The sequence below is a fragment of the Chitinophaga sp. 22308 genome (assembly GCF_052045305.1).
GTDB lineage: Bacteria > Bacteroidota > Bacteroidia > Chitinophagales > Chitinophagaceae > Chitinophaga > Chitinophaga varians_A.
In genome coordinates this window covers 206,743-226,936 of the sequence record NZ_JBQEOP010000010.1, presented here as the reverse complement: position 1 = coordinate 226,936, position 20,194 = coordinate 206,743, and the positions used below count along the sequence as shown (strand labels likewise).

Genomic DNA, 20,194 nt, shown 5'->3' with positions numbered 1-20,194 from the left:
AAACCAATGTTTAATTTTTTCTTTTATATATATAAAATACAGGTTATGTTGATCAATCCCCCTTCGGGGGAGGCCTGCACTGGAGGAGATACACTGATATGGTTTTTTTATTAATTAGTTAAAAAACGAAGGTCCCGGATAAAAATAATACGTTTGGCTACAACAAAAGTAGATTTGGCTTCGTAGGGACGGTACCGGTATGGGAACTTTGTAACAGCAAAAAAACATATCACATGAACATTATCGTAACAGGTTCCCTGGGAAATATCAGCAAGCCATTGACACAACAGTTGACAGCAAAAGGCCATACCGTAACGGTTATCAGCAGCAGCGCCGACAAACAGGCGGCCATCGAAGCGCTTGGCGCCGGGGCTGCCATAGGCTCTCTCGCCGACGCGGCATTTCTGGAAAAGACTTTTGCCGGCGCTGACGCGGTGTACTGCATGACACCGCCCAACTACACCACGCAGGAAACGCCGGTGGAGTATTACAGCCGGATAGCGCAAAATTATGCACAGGCCTTGGCCAAAGCCGGCGTAAAGCGGGCCGTGTACCTGAGCAGCTTTGGCGCGCACCTGGACCGTGGCACGGGTGTTATCCTGGGTTCCCATCATTCAGAAAAAATCCTGAACGCCGTACCGGGACTGACGGTGACGCATATACGCCCTACCAGCTTCTATTATAATCTGTATAACTTTGCCGGCATGATCCGGGAGTTGGGCTTTATCGCCGCTAACTACGGGGGAGATGATAAAGTGCTCTGGGTATCTCCGTCAGACATTGCAGACGTGGTGGCGGAGGAGATTGTCCGTACAGACAATGCGCCGAAAGTACGTTACCTCACCAGTGATGAGCGCACCTGCAACGAGGTGGCGGCCATATTGGGAAAAGCCATCGGTAAGCCGGACCTGGCCTGGCAGGTGGTGCCGGGCCAGGTGGTACGTGAACAGCTGGACGCGCACGGCGTGCCCGCCGCTACAGCCGCCGCACTCGTGGAGCTGTACGACAGCATCCACTCCGGCATACTGGCAGAAGACTTCTACAACGATCCGTCAGCGACCATCGGGAAAGTGAAAGTAGAGGATTTTGCGACGGAGTTTGCTGCGGTATTCGCAAAAAGTAACTAATTTAAACACATGGCAGGCACACAACCATATCATCTGAAAACGGTCAGCGCATTGCACCAGCTGCGGCGTTTGCCCAGCCCCGGGCATCCGCTGATCAGCGTCATCGACTTCGAAGACCTGAAATGGCTGGCAGACGACGAGCCTAAATATATTGTGCAGGAGTTCTATTCCGTAGCGCTGAAACGTAATTTCGCGGGCAGGATGAAATATGGGCAACAGCAATATGATTTTGACAAGGGGACCATGTTCTTTGTGGCGCCCGGCCAGGTGTTTTCCATTGAGAGCGAAGGTCAGTTTAATCATACGGGATGGCTCTTGCTGATCCATCCCGATTTCCTCTGGAATACGCCGCTGGCAAAAAAGCTGGGCCGTTGTGAGTACTTCGGCTATACCGTGCACGAAGCGCTGCATCTGTCTGAAAAAGAAGAGGCGATCATCTCCACTATCATGCAGAATATTGCGCAGGAGTACCGTGGCAACATGGACCAGTTCAGTCATGATGTGATGATAGCCCAACTGGAACTGCTGTTCACCTACTCCGAACGGTTTTATCACCGGCAGTTCCTGACGCGCAAAATGGCCAACCACCAGGTGCTGGACAAGATGGAAGCCCTGTTGACGGACTATTTCAACAGCGATGACCTCACAGGCAGAGGACTGCCTACGGTGCAGTATATAGCCGATCAGCTGAACATGTCTCCCAATTATCTCAGCGGCCTGCTGAAGGTACTGACAGGAAAAAGCACGCAACATCATATCCATGACATGCTGCTGAAAAAGGCGAAGGAAAAGTTGTCCACCACGAGTTTGTCGGTCAGTGAAATTGCCTATGAGCTGGGGTTTGAGCACCCACAGTCGTTCAGTAAACTGTTTAAGACCAAAACGAATCTTTCGCCGCAGGCGTTCCGGCAATCATTTAATTGATAGGGAAGGGATAAAAGGCTGATGAGTGAGGGAAAAGAAGGAGCTATGAAAAAGGATAGCATCCGGGTAAAGGTATCCAATACTGGTCATCTGCCTCCAGGGAAATTCCCCGGGGTGATTTTCCCGGTGGCGCCACCGGTACCGGACATTAGCGGCAGAATCTGGCATTAAATTGGCATAGACGGTAGCATAAACCGTATTTTTATGAAGAAGCTTGCTGTGATGGCCTTCCTGTTGGCCGCTGGCATGTACTATGCACCAACAACTCAAGCCCAGGTCCGTGTTAATGTCAACTTAAACGTAGGCAGCCAGCCACTTTGGGGCCCCGTTGGTTACGACTACGCTGAATATTACTACCTGCCCGATGTTGATGCCTACTATTACATTCCCCGCCGTCAGTTTATTTATTTCGACCGTGATGAGGGTGACTGGGTGTTTGCGCCCGCATTGCCCCGCTATTACCATTACGATTTGTACCGCGGCTATAAAGTGGTGATCAACGACCCGAGGCCGTACCTGAATGCCGGCTACTATCGCAGCCGCTATGGCAGGTACCGCGGCTGGTACGATCGCCAGGACCTTATCCGCGATTGCCATGATGACCGGTACCGCCGCTACCGTGACCATGACGATGACGACGACGATGACCACGGAAGAGGTCATTGGCGCGGGAGAGGCCACGGGCACGGGCATGGGCATCACGGGGATGACGATTGATATTAAAAAGGATTGCAGACACTGCAATCCTTTTTTGTTCTCCCTGGTAAAACAAAATCAACGGCCGTAGATCCGGAATACAAACTGTATTTTCGTTATTATGTTAGACCTGAATCACCCGGACACCCCTTTCATCTTCCAGGCATCTGCGCATCTTGATAAGCTGCGGTTATACTGGCAACATCGCGTCACCATGCGGGAAGAAGCATTGGAGCAGTCGCTGCGTACGGAAATAGACGCACTGGAAACGCTGGCCCGGCATAAATTTCCGAAGAAACAAATTCCCGTCACAGAGAAGCTGGCGGTTATCCGGCGGTTGTTTGACGACGAAGAAGCCACAGATAAAGAATTTTATGAGGTGATCGGCCAGCTGGAATTCGATCTGGGCACCTGGGCCATATAAAAAGCGACAACAGAAGACCGGTACAATAATTTACCGGGATGATTACATGATATTTGCCGCTGGTACCATAAATGCCCCAGACCCCTTAAAAATGGCATACATTGTAGTATGGACAACAGAACAAGCTGGGTAGACAATCTACGTTCATTCGTTACCGTACTGGTAGTAGCACATCATTCCTCGCTGGCCTATACCACCTTTGCCTGGTTTGATAAAACAGCGTATATCCGTTCCACGCATCCGGTGGTGGATGTGGCCCGAAGCAGGGGGCTGGATATTTTCGAAGATTTTAACGATGTGTTTTTTATGTCGCTGATGTTTTTGATCAGTGGCATCTTTGTGTTCCGCAGCCTGCAAAGCAAAGGCGCGGGTAAATTCATACGCGACCGTTTCTATCGCTTGTTTATTCCTTTTCTTGTTGGGGTTACCCTGTTGATGTTGCTGGCCTATTACCCGCCTTATTATATCGCACATGGAAAACATGATGTTGCTGGCTATGTGGTGGACTTCTTTACCGTAGAGGCATGGCCGGTAGGTCCGCCGTGGTTTATCTGGGTGTTGTTTGTATTTAACCTGGTAATGGCGGCGTTGTTTCCGTTATTACAGGGAGCAGTAACGCGTTGGGGCCAGTGGATGGCCAACCGGCGGCAGCAACCCGGACGGCTTCTGCTGTATTGGTTTCTTTTTAGCTGGATATTGTACGTTCCCATGGTATTGCTGGTAGATGCCGGGAAATGGACCGGCATAGGGCCTTTTGATTTTCAGGTGAGCCGCGTATTGCTGTACTTCGGTTATTTTTTCCTGGGAATGTTAATCGGCGCTCCGGGCCTTGGTCGCAGTATTTTTGCCGAAGGCTCGGCGTTTGTGCGTTACTGGTGGTGCTGGGCAATAGCCGCCCTCGGGGTATATACGCTCCTGAAAGGCAGCGAAGCGCCACTGACGGCCATGATGGCCCGGAAAGCGCTGAGCCTTGCGCAGGCCACGCTGATATACCGGTCTGTCTGGATACTGTCCTGTACGCTGAGCGGCATTGCTTTCCTGACAACCTTCAGGCGCCTGATGAACCGTAGCAACGCCTGGTGGCAATCACTTTCCGCTAATGCATATGGCATCTACCTGGTGCATTATATCTTTGTGTTGTGGTGCCAGTATCTACTGCTGGACGTGCCGCTAACGGCCTGGCCTAAATTCCTCCTCACCTTTGTTTCCAGTTGGGGACTGAGTTGGGGGCTGGCAGCCTTGCTGCGGAAAAACAACATCATCGGTAAATATTTGTAGAACCCCCGGCGGTTTTTGGTTGTTATCCTGAAGAAAACATCAGGACCATCATGCAGTACTCAACTTTGTCATCCGGCCAGTGGCCGGTCATCGATTATAACAGCTGGAAAGATACGCTTGCTACCGTCCACCTGTGGACGCAGATCGTGGGCAAAATACGCCTGCGCCAGATGCCGTGGCTCAACCATTCCTGGCATGTTACCCTCTATGTCAATCCCTATGGCCTTAGTACCGGCAGTATGCCTTATCGCCATGGTATCTTCCAGATCGATTTTGATTTCATCCACCACCAGCTGGTGATCACCACCAGCAGCGGACAGAAAGAAGCCGTAGGCCTGCGGCCGCGGACAGTGGCGGATTTTTATGCCTCGCTGTTTGATAAGCTGCAGTCACTGGATATTGATGTGACCATCTATCCTGTTCCCAGCGAAATGCCCGATGCTATTCCATTTACAGAAGATCAGCTGCATCAGTCGTACGACCAGCAGCAGATAGAGCATTTCTGGCAGGCGCTGGTGCGGATACATAATGTATTTACCCGTTTCCGTGCCGGCTTCACGGGCAAATGCAGTCCCGTGCATTTTTTCTGGGGTGCTTTTGACCTGGCAGTCACCCGCTTCTCCGGCCGGGATGCGCCACAGCATCAGGGTGAAATGCCGAATATGCCGGCGGTGGTGATGCAGGAGGCTTATTCCAAAGAGGTGAGCTCCTGCGGCTTTTGGCCAGGCAACGATCAGGCCCCACAGGCGTTCTTTTATTCCTATGCTTATCCGGCGGCGCCGGATTTTGCCACGCAACCGGTACAACCCTCGGCAGCCTTCTATAGCCCGGAGATGGGCGAGTTCCTGTTGCCCTATGCCGCCGTGCAGCAGTCGGATGATCCGGAAGCTACGCTAATGGCCTTTTTACAGTCTACTTATGAAGCCGCGGCCAATACCAGCCACTGGGACCGAAAGGCGTTGGAATGTGATCATTCGGATTTGGAAGAGGCTTATGGGTGTTATAAGGTAAGGTAACGCTTTGATTTTTCTTTCACCTGATAAAAAGTAAACCTGCTATACCACTCGTTTGGTATAAAGTTGTTATTGTATAAAGGCAACAAATTCAGATCATAAGGGTCATATGATTCAATAACTTTTTGGTTAATAAATAAAGGCTGAAACAGCGGTTGGCCGGCAATACTGAAATTAGATTGTTGGTGTGCAATGTGTGTTTAACAAACTGAAAATGTTCATTTACAAATATTTATGACCTGTTAAAAGCAACCCAATTTCCCTATGATGAAAATATGCTCTCTGTTTGTGTTTGCCTTTTTATATGCATGTTCTAACGTACACACGAAGAATGTTCCTTCAGTGATGAGCTATGAAATTATTGGTAGTGGGAAATAGTAGAGAGGACATTGATGAAAACTATTACAAGTCTTACAAAACAGTGTTGTTATGAATAAACTTATACTAATTATTGCCCTGTTAACCCCATGCCTGGTTGAGGCTCAAGCCGGCGAAATTAAAGGGGTAGTTACATTTTTCTTTAATAAATATCAAGGTGACAAGCCAGATATAGGAGCAGAGGTAATGGTAACAGATAGTCTATCGGCTCATGGTTACAATCAATCTATCGCAGATTCATTTTACATTGGAAGTATAAATCGTTCGCTTTACTACGGCTACAAATCAATGGGGGGTGATGTGAAAATGCCCAAAGAAATAGAAGATGGAGTTTATCAATGGGGAGTTGAGACTCAGGGAAAATACGATTCGCTTGCAACCAGGGCATTTAAGAATTTGTTGGTGATAAAGTACAGCAAAAACGTACAAAGTACTATAGTGGATGGTGCCGGTAATTATTCTTTATCTGTGCCCCCAGGAGTATACTACATAGTCATTCAATCCAACAATAGAAAAGGTTCTACTGTGTACGATGTAATGGGGAAGATGTATGCTAAAAAGATTGTAGTTGTTGCGAACCAGGTTACCAATGTTAGCAATAAATTTGATTTATACTAAGTCGTTTGTCTCTCACGTTACGGTTTCCCGTAATGATTTCATCAAGACATTCTGTAGGTTTGAGCAAAAAGATGGAAAACGACCAAAACAAAAAGCCTGGGAATGCTTTCAAGGGAATTATCGCATCAATTGCCGCAGTAGTCGTCATCTGGTTCTATTTTGGAGGCGGCCTTGAACAGAAGGCCTATGAGGATCTGAACAAAATGGAACATCAGGTGGCGGAGGATGCCGTTCAACAATACGAAATAGCCAAACGCCAAGGGGACAAAATGCAGACCTATTTGCAGGCCAGCATGGTAGCTCAGGCATATTTGGAAGCAAAGGATGAGGCAAATTATAACAAATGGAAGGACATCGAAAAACAGGCGGCTGTCGATGCTGGGATGCCTACTGAATAAAGTCAGCCTGGCCTGTATGTTATTAGAATGAATAATTAATCTCATTTATGACCGAACATCAAAAAAAAGACGCGATCCTTAATTTCTTGTTCGAGCGCAAGGGGCGTGGCTGCCAATCAAATGTAGCCGTTGACAAACTTGGTATCACTGAAGATGAGATATTAAAGTTTATTAATGTTATCAATTCGGAGAAGGGGGCTTGGATTGAAGCGGTTAAAGGCGGTATACACTATAAGAAAATTATCAAGCTGTTTCATCAGGAGTCACATAATGTTGAGCGATTCTTAAATGAGGGAGGGTATGTTAGGTGCGCTATTAAAGTCGCATCGGCTAATGAAATGAACGAAAAGAACGCAAAAGATGTTCAAAGAAGGGCTGTACGCGCCGAAATAATTTCGGTAATTTCAGCTTTGGCTGCCGTTGCAGCGGCTGTGGCAGCCATATATAGCAACTAAATAGCATTTATTTGCAACCTTAAAACCAATATCATGTCAGAAACATTCAAACCAGGGGATGTAGTGGAGTTGAAAAGTGGAAGCCATCCGTTAACCGTAATCAGTGGAAGTGATGTGGATTTAAGTGTGATGTACTATGATTTTGCTAAATCACAATTCCTATATGAAAGTGTACCGATGATTGCAGTAAAAAAGCATGATCCCTCTAAAACTAAGACAGGTATCGTCACAGGAAGGAACCCTTCAAGCCCGAATACCTATTGATATAGCATTTGATTTGTGAACCGTCTAAATGCCAGCGGAAATAAAAGTACTATATATTTCAACTAGTGCCAGGTTTTCCTGACCTGCGCCTTGCACAAATGGATCAGCAGAAAAAATGAAATCCATGGTAAACTAAGCCCATATAGATTTTTCTGGCTTCAGAATGGGGATATCCTGTCCAGTGGCACCAGAACAAGAGATGATTCTCATTTCTTTATTACCGCTTACGACACCGCTTTGGCGAAAAGAATCATCCAGGGGATACAGCAGGAGCTATCCATTGTTTTGGGGTAGAAGTCAGATGTACTGGTATTCAGTGATCCGGAGGCTAGAGGGCAAATGACGGCAGTACTGAAGCGAAAGTTACGCCAGGATGGACTTCCGAACGAAGGTGTAACCGTCTCCTTTAACACGGGTTACCCCTAGGCCAAAGCAAAAATGATCACTTATAAAATGGTCAGCAACAAAGCCAGCATGTGCCCGGTGGTGGAGGGAACACCCGAGCAGGTGGCGTTTGCCTGGGAAGGTAGGAGTGGGCAACTGTACCGGCATTGGTTTGGGTGCATTGAAATAGGGCAGGTAGGAAACATAGGGCTCCTTGATTACGTATACCCGTTGAAGTTACCAATCTGCTTATCCACCGTTATACACAGAAACCACCACTTCCTCCCAGCCATTCATCTCCTCCAATGCGCCCCATGTCAACTGCCTGTCTTGCCGCAACCGTGCCTGAACGAACATCTCTGCCACCGTAGCGGAAGAAGTTTGTATCAGCTCAATTGCCTGTATGGCCAGTGACATTTTTTCTACAATAATTCTTGCGTTGCGTTCATAATCTGCCGGACGGGAAAGTAACTGCTGCAACCCTTCCAGGTGCCGCGTTAACAGCGGGTGTAGCGGAGCACCCTGCTGGAAATAATGCATCAGTGCTTCCATGCTGTGTGGCTCTTTATGTATAGCGCGCAGCACGTCCAGCGCCTGAATATTGCTGGAGCCTTCCCAGATGGCGTTGACAGGTACATCGCGGTAGAGGCGCGGCAGGATGGAGGTTTCCACGTAGCCATTGCCGCCGAGGCATTCCACGATTTCACCCATGGCCAGCACGGCGCGTTTGGTGTTCCAGAACTTGCCTGCTGCTGTCGCAATGCGGGTGAAATGTAAGGCTGCCTCGTCAGTCTTCGCGTCATCAAACCCTTTGGCAAGACGCATGGCAAAGGTGGTGGCTGCCGCTGATTCGAGGGCCAGATCGGTAAGCACGTTCTGCATCAACGGATGGCTGAGTAGTGACTTGCCAAATGTCTGCCGGTGCTTGCAATGATGTATGGCTTCTGCCAGGGCACGCTGCAAGGTGGCCGCAGAGCCTACGGCACAGTCCAGCCGCGTGTGGCGCACCATCTCCATAATATTAGCAATACCGCGGCCTTCTTCGCCGATAATACGGGCCCAGGCACCGTGGAACTCTACTTCGCCGGAGGCATTGGAACGGTTGCCGAGTTTATCTTTCAGCCGCTGGAACCGCAGCTGGTTTTTTATGCCGTCAGGTGTGAAGCGGGGCACCAGGAAACAGCTAAGTCCTTTCGGCGCCTGGGCCAGTACCAGGAAGGCATCGCTCATAGGCGCGCTGCAAAACCATTTACGGCCGGTGATATGATAAATGCCATCGCCGACAGGCTGCGCCATGGTGATATTGGCACGTACGTCACTACCGCCTTGCGGCTCTGTCATGGCCATGCCAAAGGTAACGCCGTGTTTCTCCGTGTAGGGAATATGGCGTTCGTCATATCTGTTGGAGAGAACAAGCGGCAGCCACTCACGGGCGATATCAGGCGCTATCTGCAGCGAAGGCACTACGGCAAATGTCATGGTCAAAGGGCAGCTGCTGCCTTCATCTATCTGTTGTTTGAGATAGGAGAGCGCGCTGTGGGCCAGGTACCCGCCTTTTTCTTTGGTGGTCCACGCGATGGAATGTACCTGATGCCGGATGGCAGCCGTCATCATCTGGTGATAGGAAGGATGGTAGGTCACAGTATCGAGGCGGTTGCCAAACCGGTCATGGGTATGCAGTACCGGCAGATTGGTATTGGCAAGGGTGCCGGCTTCCTGGAACTCGTGACTGCCCATCAGCTGCCCCATTTCAGTAGCCAATGGCGCTGCCCAGCCGCCACCATAGGCCTGCAGCGTGTTTTGCAGTATGGGATGGGTCGTGAAAGTGTTGTAGTTCTCCAATACAGGGACCTGATTGCCAACATGATCGAAATCGAAACCGGGACCAGACATAAACAACGGATTTGGTGTACTTAAATGTAAGATATTTAGCTCTAAGATCAAGTAACCATCCGGGCTATACGAACGGGGCGGATAACAAAAAAACAGCCGTTCTCGGAAAGAGGAAACGGCTGCTAAAAATACTACTGTAACAAAGAAGCAAGCTTTTTCTCCAGCGCTTCTCCACGAAGATTTTTACCAACGATTTTACCATCGGGGCCGATCAGGAAATTCGCCGGAATACCTTGTACACCGTACATTTTGGCGGCTTCGTTTTTCCAGCCTTTCAGGTCAGATACCTGTGTCCATTGCAGCTTGTCGTCATGGATAGCCTGCATCCAGAACGACTTGCCGTTTTCATTGTCGAGGGATACGCCGAGGATGGTGAAATTCTTATCCTTGTACTTATGGAAAGCTTCTACCACGTTAGGGTTCTCCTGGCGGCAGGGACCGCACCAGCTGGCCCAGAAATCTACCAGTACATATTTGCCGCGGAAATCTTTCAGTGCCACAGGATGGCCCAGGGTATCATTCTGGGTGAACTCCGGCGCTATTACGCCGATGGCGGTCCTGCGCTGGCTTTCTAACTGAGCTGCGAAATGTTCGCCGGCTTTGCTTTTACGGATAGCGGGAGACAGTAGTTTAAATACCGGTTCCACTACTGCCGGGTCCGGATCATAGCCCGCCCATTCGGTCAGCGCATCGAGGCTGACGGATGTATTGGGGTGTGCTTTGATAAAGGTGGTCACCACTTTCTGCTGTGCGGCGGCTATCGCTTTGTTGTCGGCCTGATACTGTTGTTTGAAGGCTTCCTGCTCCCGTTCTGCTACCGGGGTGGCATAGTATTTCTGGCTGAGCGCATCAGAGCGTTTGTTGACGTCGCGGGAAGCCGCTTTGTATTGCTGATGGACTGTATTGGCAGCACCGCCTTTCACTGTGGCACTGGCGATGGAATCTGCGCTTTCTATACGGATTTTGCCCTGCTCCAGGTAGAACACCAGGCGGTTGGCAGTGAAGGAAGAGGAGAGGGTATTACCAGTGAAAAGGAATGCTCTTGCCGGAATATCAGTCTTGCCCGTGAAGGTAAAGCTGCCATTGTTAATGGCAACAGAGTCTATCAGCCTGCCTTTGCTGTTGCTGCTGTACAGGTAAGCTTTCTCAAATTTGTTCTCTTTGCCGATACTGCCGGTAATGGTGTACGGACCTTCCTGGGCGAATGCCAGAACGGGCAGTAAGCAGGCGGTGGTCAATGCTAATGTTCTCATGTAATCGTTGGTTTATGCTGATGTTGATATATGAATTAATTACCCAGTTTCTCCCGGTATTTGTTGCCGGCTGCCTGGATGTCCCAGTCGTAACTTTTGAAGAAACGGATGATCACTTCGTACTTGCGGGCGCGGGCGGGACTGTTATCCAGGTATTTGGCTTTGATGTTGGTATAGGATTCCGTGGCCAGTAAACGCATCCATTCCCCGAAATCATTATCAAATGATACACTGCCGAGAGACGTTATAAAACCACCGTTAAGGGCTATCTGGTCCATGGCTTTGTCGCGTGCTTCTAAATCCCGGTCTCTCTCGTATTGTTTGAATACCAGCTCTCTTGCGGCTCCGTTATCGTAAGCCTTGCCGGCCAGTACAAATGCCGTGACAGGTGCGTCAAAACGTAGTGCCGACATATTGCCCAGGTAGCCCCAGATGCTGCGGGCCAGCGCAGAGTCCTGGTAATAATGATTAACAGGATCGGTGACAGGCAACGCGCCATACATATGATTGGGCCAGCAGATAATCAGGCGGCTGCGACCGAGGTCCCTGATATTTATGTCGAAAAACGGGGCACTATAAGTCTTTACAAAGAAGAGCTCCAGCGGGAAATACCGCTTGGCAAATTTATCGGACACATTGGACAGCAATGTTTGCACATAGGTCGTTACAGCGGCGCGCTGGTCAGCGTCTATTTTGGTGGCGCCCCAGCGGTTGTTGACATCAGATGCCAGTACGCCGTTGGTGACTTCCTTCCAGTCTTTAAAGTCCGTTCGTACCCAGACACCGTAGTGATCATACATGTCTTTGATTTCGGCAGGGGCGTCAGCAGGTGGCGTAAACTGTTGCTGCACGCCCGGTTCGGCCGTAAAACCTGGTTGTTCTTCTTTGGAACATGCTGTAAAACAGGCTGCCAGGGCGAGGATGGAAACATATATCGGTTTCATGTGTTGTCTCATTTGTGTGATGATCAGGGGTTTAAAGGGATAGAAGGACTGTTGTTGATCTCTGACAGTGGCAATTGCAGGAGATAACGGTTGTCATTTTGTTTTAACTCATAGATTTGTCCGTTTTTATAGACATGGGAGAGGGCCGGTTTACCCAGCCGTCTGAGGTCCATCCAACGGATACCACCCTCAAAGGCGGTTTCTATACGGCGTTCCTCGAGAACACGGTTCAATAAAGTCTCATCTGTAAAGTCAGCGGCTTTCAAGGGTACAAATTCGCCTTTCCGTATACGGCGTACCAATAATGTGTTGAGGTCAGCGATAGCTTTGTCCTTTTGCTTTAGCCTGGTATAGGCTTCTGCCCGTATTACATAACACTCGCTCACTTTCAGGCCGATGTAATAACATGGCTTGTCCTGTTTGGCGTACATGTTGTACAACGTTGGTCCGTTCAGTTTACCATCTGTGGTATTCAGGTCTGCAAAAGTGGAGAAGATATAACGACGGTAGTCACTGCCCCCGGCAGGACGATTACACAATGCGAGCAATTCCAATGATGGCCTGAACACCGTATTGCTATGATAATAGATATTCATATTAGCGGTACCGCCGGTGAAAAACAGTACTTCGTTTTTATAATCTCCTGCATCGATAAAACCCGTGTTAAGGGCAAATGCACGGGCATTTCCTTCACTTTCAATATAGGTCTGCATGTTATTCATATCAGACAATGGCTTGTTCACGATTACATCCGTGGCAGCAGCAATGGCTTTGTCGTAGTCACCCATGAAGAGATGTACACGTGCCTGTAAAGCCTCAACAGCACTGGCATCCAGACGGAAAACATTACGGGCCTTTTTACCCGCCAGCAAACCGGAGGCCTGCTCGAGGTCGGAGAGGATTTGTGCGTACACTTTCCCCAACGGTTCGCGTACGTTGTTTTGTGTGTGCTGATGAACATCTTTGGCACTGAGTGGCATAGGCACGCCGTAAGCCTGGATGGTAGCAGGACTGTAAGGTTCGGCATAAAAGTTCGCCAGATAAAAATAACACCAGGCACGCAGGGCATAGGCTTCTCCCTTCACCGTTTCATACAACTCCTTCTCGTTGAGCTCCGGCTGGCGGTCGTTAAAATTATCCAATACAGTGTTGGCGTAATAGATAGAGGTATACAGCTGTCCCCAGTAAGGATCTAATTCACCACCATCAGGTTGTTTGGACGGTGACCAGGAAAACCAAAGCTCCAGTTCCTTTTGTGGTGAGGCAACTATGTTCAGGTTGGCGGTCATGTTGTCCGTCATCAATTCCGTTTTCATAAAGTAGTCCACCCGCGGGTAACCACCCACCAGAACAGATTCGTAATCTGATATGCTTACCGGCATCATCCGGTTCACCGGTTTGATGTCCAGCATTTTATTACAGCTGGTGAAGATCAGTGAAAACAATAACAGGGGCGTCAGATATCTGAATTTCATGATGGCATCTGTTTTTAAAACTGTAAGGAAAAAGAGAATGAATAAGAACGTGGCAGCGGCAGGTAGGTATTGCCGAAAGACACGTTAGCATTGCTGGTACGGTCATATTTCATCACCGAGCCCGTTGCTTCAGGGTCCTGGCCTTTTAATGCGCTGTTCTTCCATACATGCAGATTGTTGCCCTGTATCATGAAGCGCATATTTTGAATACCACTCTTACGCAGGCGCGCATTATATAAGTCGTAACTGAGAGACAGGTTCTGAAGACGCACAAAATCACCTTTCACAGTCCTTAGGTCACTGTTGTTATACATAGTGGCATTGTAGGGTGATACATCGGCCAGACCGGGAACACTATTGTCTGATTCCAGTTTGGGGATGTTGGTGTGCTGTTCATCGCCTGGTTTCTGCCAGCGGTCAACCCACTCGGCAGACATGTTCTGGGTCGTTTCAGGGAAGACGAATGTATTGTTGGCGCTGATATTACGCAGACGGATCACGTTACCGAAACTGCCGATGAACAAAGCGGACAGCGTAAATCTTTTATAGGAAAATGTATTGGTGAAACCACCCTGTACAGTGGGCATAGTGGAACCGGAATATACGAGGCCGTCGATGTTGCGCATACCGTTGAGCACTGTTTCGCCGGGTTTGGCGGTATAGAAGGTGGCACGGCCGTCTTTGTTCAGGCCTGCATAACGGTAAGACCAGAGGCCGTTAACAGGTTTGCCCACAACAGCAGAAGCCGCATAGTTGGAGCGTTGTGCATTGGTCAGGCCATCAACGGAAGGCAGGGAATATACGTCCAGCACTTCGTTTTTATTGTAACCGGCATTGATATTGGTAGACCAGCGAAAGTCTTTTGTATCGATATTGATAGTGCTTAAGGAGAATTCCAGGCCTGTATTTTTCATGGATGCCCAGTTTACCTGCAGGGTACTGAATCCGGAAACCTGTGATACACGTTTGCTGCCCAGCAGGTCAACGCCTTTTTTATGGTACCATTCTACTGTGGCCATCACCCGGCGTTTCCACAATCCGATTTCCAGCGCTACGTTGGCGGTATAGTTCTTTTCCCATTTCAGGTTAGGGTTCCTGGGGGCGTCTATCACCAGATAGTTGTCTGTGTTGGCAAGGTCCGGTTTGCCGATGGTGGCCACCAGGTCGGAGTATGCCTGAGAGGCTACGTTACCCTGGCTGCCATAGGACGCGCGAAGCGTCAGGTAACTTAACCAGTCTTTGTTGGCGAAGAACTCTTCTTCCTTCATCTGGTAGTTGGCTCCTACTGCCCATAGTGGCTGAAACAGCTGATTGGTACGAAGGCCAAAGCGGTTGGAGCCGTCAGTACGTGCGTTGAAGCTAACGGTGTAGCGGTTTTTATAAGTATAGCCTGTTGTGCCAAAGTAAGAAACGGCAGCGCTTTGGTTCAGGCTTTCCGACCAGTATGGCCGGCCCATTTGTTTCATCAGGTCAAACTGCGGCATCTGCTGACGGCCACGGTCATGTACATAACCGTATATCTCGGTCATCTCGTCTTCGTATTTGGACGTACGTATTTCCTGACCGGCCATCACATCAAAGCGATGGTTGGCGTTCAGTATAGGCATAAACGATACCTGGTTACGGAGCGTAAGCGATTTGTTATTGTTGTTTCTGCCTTTGCGATAGCCGCCTTCTTTCCACAAGGGGACAGCAACGGAGTTGACAATATTGGTAACGTCGCGCTGCCGGCTTTTTACAAAGTAGCTGTTCTCAGTAGCCACATCTTCATCAGTGGTATTCTGATTGGTGAAAGAGAAAAGGCTGCCGAAGATGAGGGAGCTGATAGGTTTCCACTCAATATCCACTGTTCCGCGAATGCTGAAGTTTTGTGAGTTACGCCAGCCATAGTTGCGGTTTTCGAGAAAGTTGTATTTAATGCCGTTGTAGTAGAGGTAGTTGTACTGTCCGTTTTCGTCATAGGCATTCTGTGCACGTGTGGTATAGATCGACCATTCAAAGGGGTTCTCGCGGGAGTCGGTGGCAAAGAAGCTGCCGTTATCCCGGCGGTTGAGGTCCAGCATACCGCCTACACGAAGGGTAGGATGCAGCTTGGTATACACTTTCAGGGAGCCGGTGTAGGTTTTCATGCCGGTCTGTAATGCGGTGGCCTGTTCGTCCATGTAGCTGCCGGAGAGATAGAAAGTCGTCTTTTCGTTACCGCCGGAGATGTTCAGGTTCTGACGGTGGGTGAATGAATTACGGAAGAGGTATTCAAACCAGTTGGTGTTGACCTGTTCCAGCTGATTCACTCTTTTCTCAAAATCCGACCAGCTCATTTTGTGGTCATGTACATCTATCAGCGCACGCTCGAAATCGGTGGATGTGCCGTATTCACCGGCGCGTGGAGAAGTGGCGGTCAATACGCCCCGGCGCATCATTTCCAGGTTTACGCCGATCCTTTCTTTGGAGTTCATCATATACGCATCTTCAATTCGCGGGCGCATGCCTACGGTGGCGAAGCTGGTGAAGTTGATACGGGTTTTGCCGGCCGTACCTTTTTTGGAGGTCAGCACGATTACGCCGTTGGCAGCCTTGGTACCATAGATCGCTGTGGCCGCTGCGTCTTTCAGCACGTTGATGGATTCGATGTCCTCCACGTTGATACCGCCGATACCGGAAGCGATCAGGTTACGGTTAGTCATGATGTCATCTACGGAAGCGTTGATGGGATCATCGAGAATGATACCGTCCACCACCCACAGCGGCTGCGTGTTGCCGCTTAAGGTAGACGTACCGCGGATGCGTATCTGTGGCATGGCGCCGGGGGCGCCGGAAGTGCTCATCACTACCATACCTGGCACCTGGCCCTGTAACAGCTTATCGATATTAGGCTGATTGATGGTTTTGAGGTTCTCTGTTTTGAGAGAAGTGATAGAAGAGGTGAGTGAGCGCCGTTCTACTTTTTGGTAACCGGTGACCACGATCTCGCTCATGCTTTTGTCTTGTTGTCTGAGTACTACATTGATCACTGTTCTGCCTTTGATAGGCTCTTCATGGTTGCTGTAGCCGATGAAGGAAAACACCAGGATGGTGGCATCATCGGTGGCCTGGATGTACCAGTTGCCCTGTTCATCGGAGATCGTGCCGCCGTTGGTGCCCTTTATTTTCACGGTCACTCCGATGAGCGGAACACCTTTTTCGTCCCGTACGGTACCGTTGATCCGCTGAAGAACAGGCGCGGTGGCCGCTGCTACCGGTTTGGGTTTGATCAGGATGGTATTGTTCTCTTCAATGCTGTAGGTAATAGGCTGGTTGCTGGTAATATGGTCCAGCGCTGCTTTCAGCGGTACTTCTGTCAGTTGTGCGGACACGGGATGTGTGTTTTTCAGCGTTTCGTTGCTGTACAGAAACAGGTAGCCGGTTTGTTGGCGGATGGTGCTGAATAGCTGTTGTACGGAGGCATTCCGCTCCGTTAATGTCACTTTCTGGGAGTACACCCTGGCGCTTACCTGCAGGCAAAAAGCCAGCAACAGCATTCCTGTAAGTTTCATCATTAATAACACTTTTTTAAATCGGTTCCGGTCAGACTGGCTGGTGGTGGGATCTGTCGGAGTTTTGGTTGTTGGTATCGGTATACAACGGGGCAATAAACCCCCTTGGGAGAATAAACTTTCTCTCATATCTTCGTGTCGTTTGGATTTACGATGATGGTTTGTAATAAATCATGATCCTGCCTGGCCATGGAATACGAGCCGGCGTCAGGCAATGTAGATCTGGCATGTACCGGGAACGCGCCAACGTTTCCGGTTTTTTAATGGTGGCTGTTTTTAGATCGCGGTTTGTATTAATTTAATATCATGGTATGGCCCTCCCTGCCATTTTTTATTCCAGGATGATGATCATATCTTTCGCCTGATGTCCCTGTCCGGCCGTGACAAGCCTGAAACGGGCCTGGCCGGTTTGCTCCAGCATATGTATGACTTTGGACAACGGCTGGTTTCTGGCGATCTGCCCGGTATAGTGTATATCGGGCTTCGCTTCATATTTTACGTCGATGTCATACCAGCGTTCCAGACAACGCATCACCGTCGTCAGATCGGCATTGTCGAACAGGAACAACCCATTCTTCCAGGCGATAACATCGGGCGTGAACGTGCGCGTAACGCTGAGCTGCTGACTGCCGCTATGCGCGGCAACCGCCTGTTCGCCCGGCTCCAGCATCACGCCGGCACCTTTTCCGGGCGTGTTCACTTTCACCCGGCCGCTGACCAGTGTGGTGACAGTATTGGCTTCATCCGTATAGGCGTTGATGTTAAAACTGGTGCCCAGCACATGTACTTCCTGTGCGGCTGTTTTTACCCGGAAAGGCTGCGTGGCGTTGGCGGCCACTTCAAAATAAGCCTCTCCCTGCAACTCGACGGTCCTGTCGGTGCCGCTGAACGCGGTAGGATAACGCAGCGCGGAAGCGGTATTGAGCCATACCACCGTGCCATCGGGCAGTACAACCCGGAACTGCCCGCCGCGGGGAGTGGTCAGTGTATTATAGCTGGCTACGGCGTTGGGCGACTGTACACTGTATTGCAGCTGTCCGCCGGATTGCCGGATAGTGGTCTGCTGCTGTCCGATGACCTGCTGCCCACTGCTGTCCAGCGCTACAGTGCTGCCATCGGCCAGCGTCAGCACGGCTTTATGGCTGCCGGGCACCTTATCGGCCAAAGGGGCCACCACCTCATAGCGGGGCCGGGTGAGCAGCCACGTGCTGCTGCCTGTTAACAACAGCCCCGCGGCTGCAGCCCACCAGCTGCGGCGCAGGTAACGAACGACGGACAAAGAGGCCGGCTTCCCGGTAATATGCTGTAAAGTGGCCTGTATGGCCTTTTCCGGCATAGTGGCTGTTCCGCTGGTGGCACGGAACAACTGGTCGATTTTTGTATGTAATACTATTTCATGTTCAGGTTGCTGCACCAGCATGTCAAACTCCCGAAGTTCTTCGGGCGTAGCCTCGCCGGCAGTATACCTGTTAAATAAATAATCCAGTCGATTTTGGTCCATATAAGCTGTAAGCGGGCGTAATAAGTAGGTGGTACGGTCCCGTTATTATAAAGACCCCGGAAGAAGAGCGGGTGGGGGGTGTCCCCAAAAAAATTAATTGAGGGAATGCAAGCTCCAGACAAAGATCAGCTCTGCTCCGATCAGGAAGGCGTCATGCGATTCGAGAAAACCACGGATGTTTTTAACGGCCAGGGAGAGGTGTTCTTTTACCGTGTCCGGACGGATCTGCATGCGGGCCGCGATCTCCTCGCGTTTCAATCCTTCCTCCCGGCTCAGGCGCCAGGCTGTTTGTTGTCGTATGGGCAACTGGCTCACGGCCTTGTTCACCAGCTCATGATAATTACGGTAGATAATGTGTTCGTCAGTTTCGTTGGAAACAGGTATGGGAAGCTCCAGCGTGTCCAGGACCACCTTCAGGCGGGTGCTGCGCCGCAGGGCCTTGTAGGCGTCGTTGCGCGCAATGATGAACAGCCAGGAAGGGATGTCCATGATCTCCGGCAGCTGCGCCTGTTGTTTCCATACTTTCACGAAAACATCCTGCACCAGCTCTTCCGCTACGGATTCCGTCTGCGTTAGCATCAGTCCTACTTCATAAATTTTCTGGTAATGGTGACGAAAAAAGACAGCAAACGCGGACTCATCACCTTTGGCTATACGGGCAACGATCTCCCTTTCATTATATTGACTGCCCTTCATCAGTTAAAAGTATGTCCCCTGGCTCACAAAAGTTGGTATGGCTGGTTTGGGCGCTAAAGTATCAAAATCTTTTTAAAAACCCAAACACCGGCGCTTTCAGGGCATTTGCCAAACTTTAAGTAGCTTTAAGGATGGACAATATATTTGTACAGGAACTGGACGGCAGACCGCTCACCATGGCGGATATGCCCAGACTAATGGCGTTGCAGTACGGTCATTTTACGGCTATGCAGGTAAGACAACGACAGGTGAAAGGACTACACCTTCACCTGGAGAGGCTGGCTGGCAGCAGCCGGCAGCTGTTTGGCTGTCAGCTGCCAGACCGGCATATTATCGATTGTCTGCATCAGATCACAGCGGAACAGGAGTCCTGCTCGCTCCGCGTGAATATTTTTACGACCGCTTTCGCCCAGCCGGTCATCCGCGAAAAAGACCTGCAGGTGCTGGTCACCAAAACACCGGCGGTGGCGCCGGCATCGCAACCGATCAAAGTAATGTCCGCCCGCTTTGAACGCCTGTTGCCGGAAATTAAATACAGCGGCATCGTTTCCGGGATTCTGGCATACCGTCGCAAAGCCATGGACGCTGGTTTTGACGACGTCCTGTACGTCGATCAGCAACAGTACATCTCAGAAGGCGCTATCTGGAACGTCGGCTTTTACGACGGACAAAGTATTGTATTGCCGGCCACACCCGCCTTGCCGGGCATTATGGTACAGCTGTTGTCAGACAGCCTCTGGAACAACGGTGTGGCGGTCATCCACCGCAATGTGCCACTGTCACAGCTATACGAATATAAAAACGCTTTTTATACCAACTCTGTTAACCATCGGGGAATGATTGCGCAGATAGACCAACATATGTTTGACCATAGTAACGATACGTTGTCTGACATACTGGAACGGGCCTACGAAACCATTCCCTGGGATAACCTGTAAAC

The 20,194-nt window shown here is 49.9% G+C and carries 19 protein-coding genes; 12 read left to right on the top strand and 7 right to left on the bottom strand.

Annotated elements, in window-relative coordinates:
- The first annotated feature begins 233 nt into the window (after positions 1-233).
- The 11 genes from ACTJJS_RS31680 (at position 234) to ACTJJS_RS31630 (ending at position 7,575) form a co-directional block, all read left to right on the top strand.
- The gene (locus ACTJJS_RS31680) at positions 234-1,127 is read left to right on the top strand and encodes an NmrA family NAD(P)-binding protein (RefSeq protein WP_440667864.1); all 894 of its coding nucleotides are present in this window, start codon (positions 234-236) and stop codon (positions 1,125-1,127) included.
- 9 nt (positions 1,128-1,136) lie between these two features.
- The gene (locus ACTJJS_RS31675; RefSeq protein WP_440667862.1) at positions 1,137-2,051 is read left to right on the top strand and encodes a helix-turn-helix domain-containing protein; all 915 of its coding nucleotides are present in this window, start codon (positions 1,137-1,139) and stop codon (positions 2,049-2,051) included.
- A gap of 45 nt (positions 2,052-2,096) precedes the next feature.
- Positions 2,097-2,222 (top strand): hypothetical protein, encoded by a 126-nt coding sequence (locus tag ACTJJS_RS31670; protein WP_440667861.1) that lies wholly within the window; start codon positions 2,097-2,099, stop codon positions 2,220-2,222.
- Between the two features lie 33 nt (positions 2,223-2,255).
- The gene (locus tag ACTJJS_RS31665; protein ID WP_211092808.1) at positions 2,256-2,768 is read left to right on the top strand and encodes a hypothetical protein; all 513 of its coding nucleotides are present in this window, start codon (positions 2,256-2,258) and stop codon (positions 2,766-2,768) included.
- Between the two features lie 100 nt (positions 2,769-2,868).
- Positions 2,869-3,171 (top strand): hypothetical protein, encoded by a 303-nt coding sequence (locus tag ACTJJS_RS31660; protein ID WP_440667859.1) that lies wholly within the window; start codon positions 2,869-2,871, stop codon positions 3,169-3,171.
- 108 nt (positions 3,172-3,279) lie between these two features.
- Positions 3,280-4,449, top strand: a complete 1,170-nt coding sequence (locus ACTJJS_RS31655; RefSeq protein ID WP_440667857.1) for an acyltransferase family protein — start codon at positions 3,280-3,282, stop codon at positions 4,447-4,449.
- A 50-nt stretch (positions 4,450-4,499) separates the two neighbouring features.
- Positions 4,500-5,465, top strand: coding sequence for a DUF5996 family protein (locus ACTJJS_RS31650; RefSeq protein WP_440667855.1), 966 nt, complete (start codon positions 4,500-4,502; stop codon positions 5,463-5,465).
- 426 nt (positions 5,466-5,891) lie between these two features.
- Entirely contained in the window at positions 5,892-6,458 is a 567-nt protein-coding gene (locus ACTJJS_RS31645; protein WP_440667854.1) for a hypothetical protein, read from the top strand.
- A 71-nt stretch (positions 6,459-6,529) separates the two neighbouring features.
- Entirely contained in the window at positions 6,530-6,856 is a 327-nt protein-coding gene (locus ACTJJS_RS31640; RefSeq protein WP_440667852.1) for a hypothetical protein, read from the top strand.
- A gap of 47 nt (positions 6,857-6,903) precedes the next feature.
- The gene (locus tag ACTJJS_RS31635; protein WP_440667851.1) at positions 6,904-7,311 is read left to right on the top strand and encodes a hypothetical protein; all 408 of its coding nucleotides are present in this window, start codon (positions 6,904-6,906) and stop codon (positions 7,309-7,311) included.
- A gap of 33 nt (positions 7,312-7,344) precedes the next feature.
- Entirely contained in the window at positions 7,345-7,575 is a 231-nt protein-coding gene (locus ACTJJS_RS31630) for a hypothetical protein (protein WP_440667850.1), read from the top strand.
- Between the two features lie 633 nt (positions 7,576-8,208).
- Here ACTJJS_RS31630 and ACTJJS_RS31625 read toward each other — a convergent pair.
- The 7 genes from ACTJJS_RS31625 to ACTJJS_RS31595 all read right to left on the bottom strand — a co-directional run bounded on the left by ACTJJS_RS31625 (position 8,209) and on the right by ACTJJS_RS31595 (position 19,254).
- Positions 8,209-9,852, bottom strand: coding sequence for an acyl-CoA dehydrogenase family protein (locus ACTJJS_RS31625; protein ID WP_440667848.1), 1,644 nt, complete (start codon positions 9,850-9,852; stop codon positions 8,209-8,211).
- Between the two features lie 131 nt (positions 9,853-9,983).
- Positions 9,984-11,105 (bottom strand): redoxin domain-containing protein, encoded by a 1,122-nt coding sequence (locus ACTJJS_RS31620; RefSeq protein ID WP_440667846.1) that lies wholly within the window; start codon positions 11,103-11,105, stop codon positions 9,984-9,986.
- Positions 11,106-11,140: 35 nt separating this feature from the next.
- On the bottom strand, positions 11,141-12,049 hold the full coding sequence (locus ACTJJS_RS31615; RefSeq protein WP_440667845.1) for a hypothetical protein: 909 nt from the start codon (positions 12,047-12,049) through the stop codon (positions 11,141-11,143).
- 23 nt (positions 12,050-12,072) lie between these two features.
- Entirely contained in the window at positions 12,073-13,524 is a 1,452-nt protein-coding gene (locus ACTJJS_RS31610) for a RagB/SusD family nutrient uptake outer membrane protein (protein ID WP_440667843.1), read from the bottom strand.
- A gap of 14 nt (positions 13,525-13,538) precedes the next feature.
- A complete protein-coding gene (locus tag ACTJJS_RS31605; protein ID WP_440667842.1) occupies positions 13,539-17,060 on the bottom strand; it encodes a SusC/RagA family TonB-linked outer membrane protein in 3,522 nt (1,173 codons plus the stop codon).
- A 328-nt stretch (positions 17,061-17,388) separates the two neighbouring features.
- The gene (locus tag ACTJJS_RS31600; protein ID WP_440667840.1) at positions 17,389-18,558 is read right to left on the bottom strand and encodes a FecR family protein; all 1,170 of its coding nucleotides are present in this window, start codon (positions 18,556-18,558) and stop codon (positions 17,389-17,391) included.
- A 93-nt stretch (positions 18,559-18,651) separates the two neighbouring features.
- Positions 18,652-19,254, bottom strand: coding sequence for an RNA polymerase sigma factor (locus ACTJJS_RS31595; RefSeq protein ID WP_440667838.1), 603 nt, complete (start codon positions 19,252-19,254; stop codon positions 18,652-18,654).
- 131 nt (positions 19,255-19,385) lie between these two features.
- Between ACTJJS_RS31595 and ACTJJS_RS31590 the strand changes: the two genes are divergently transcribed.
- Positions 19,386-20,192, top strand: coding sequence for an aminotransferase class IV (locus tag ACTJJS_RS31590; RefSeq protein WP_440667836.1), 807 nt, complete (start codon positions 19,386-19,388; stop codon positions 20,190-20,192).
- Positions 20,193-20,194: the final 2 nt, after the last annotated feature.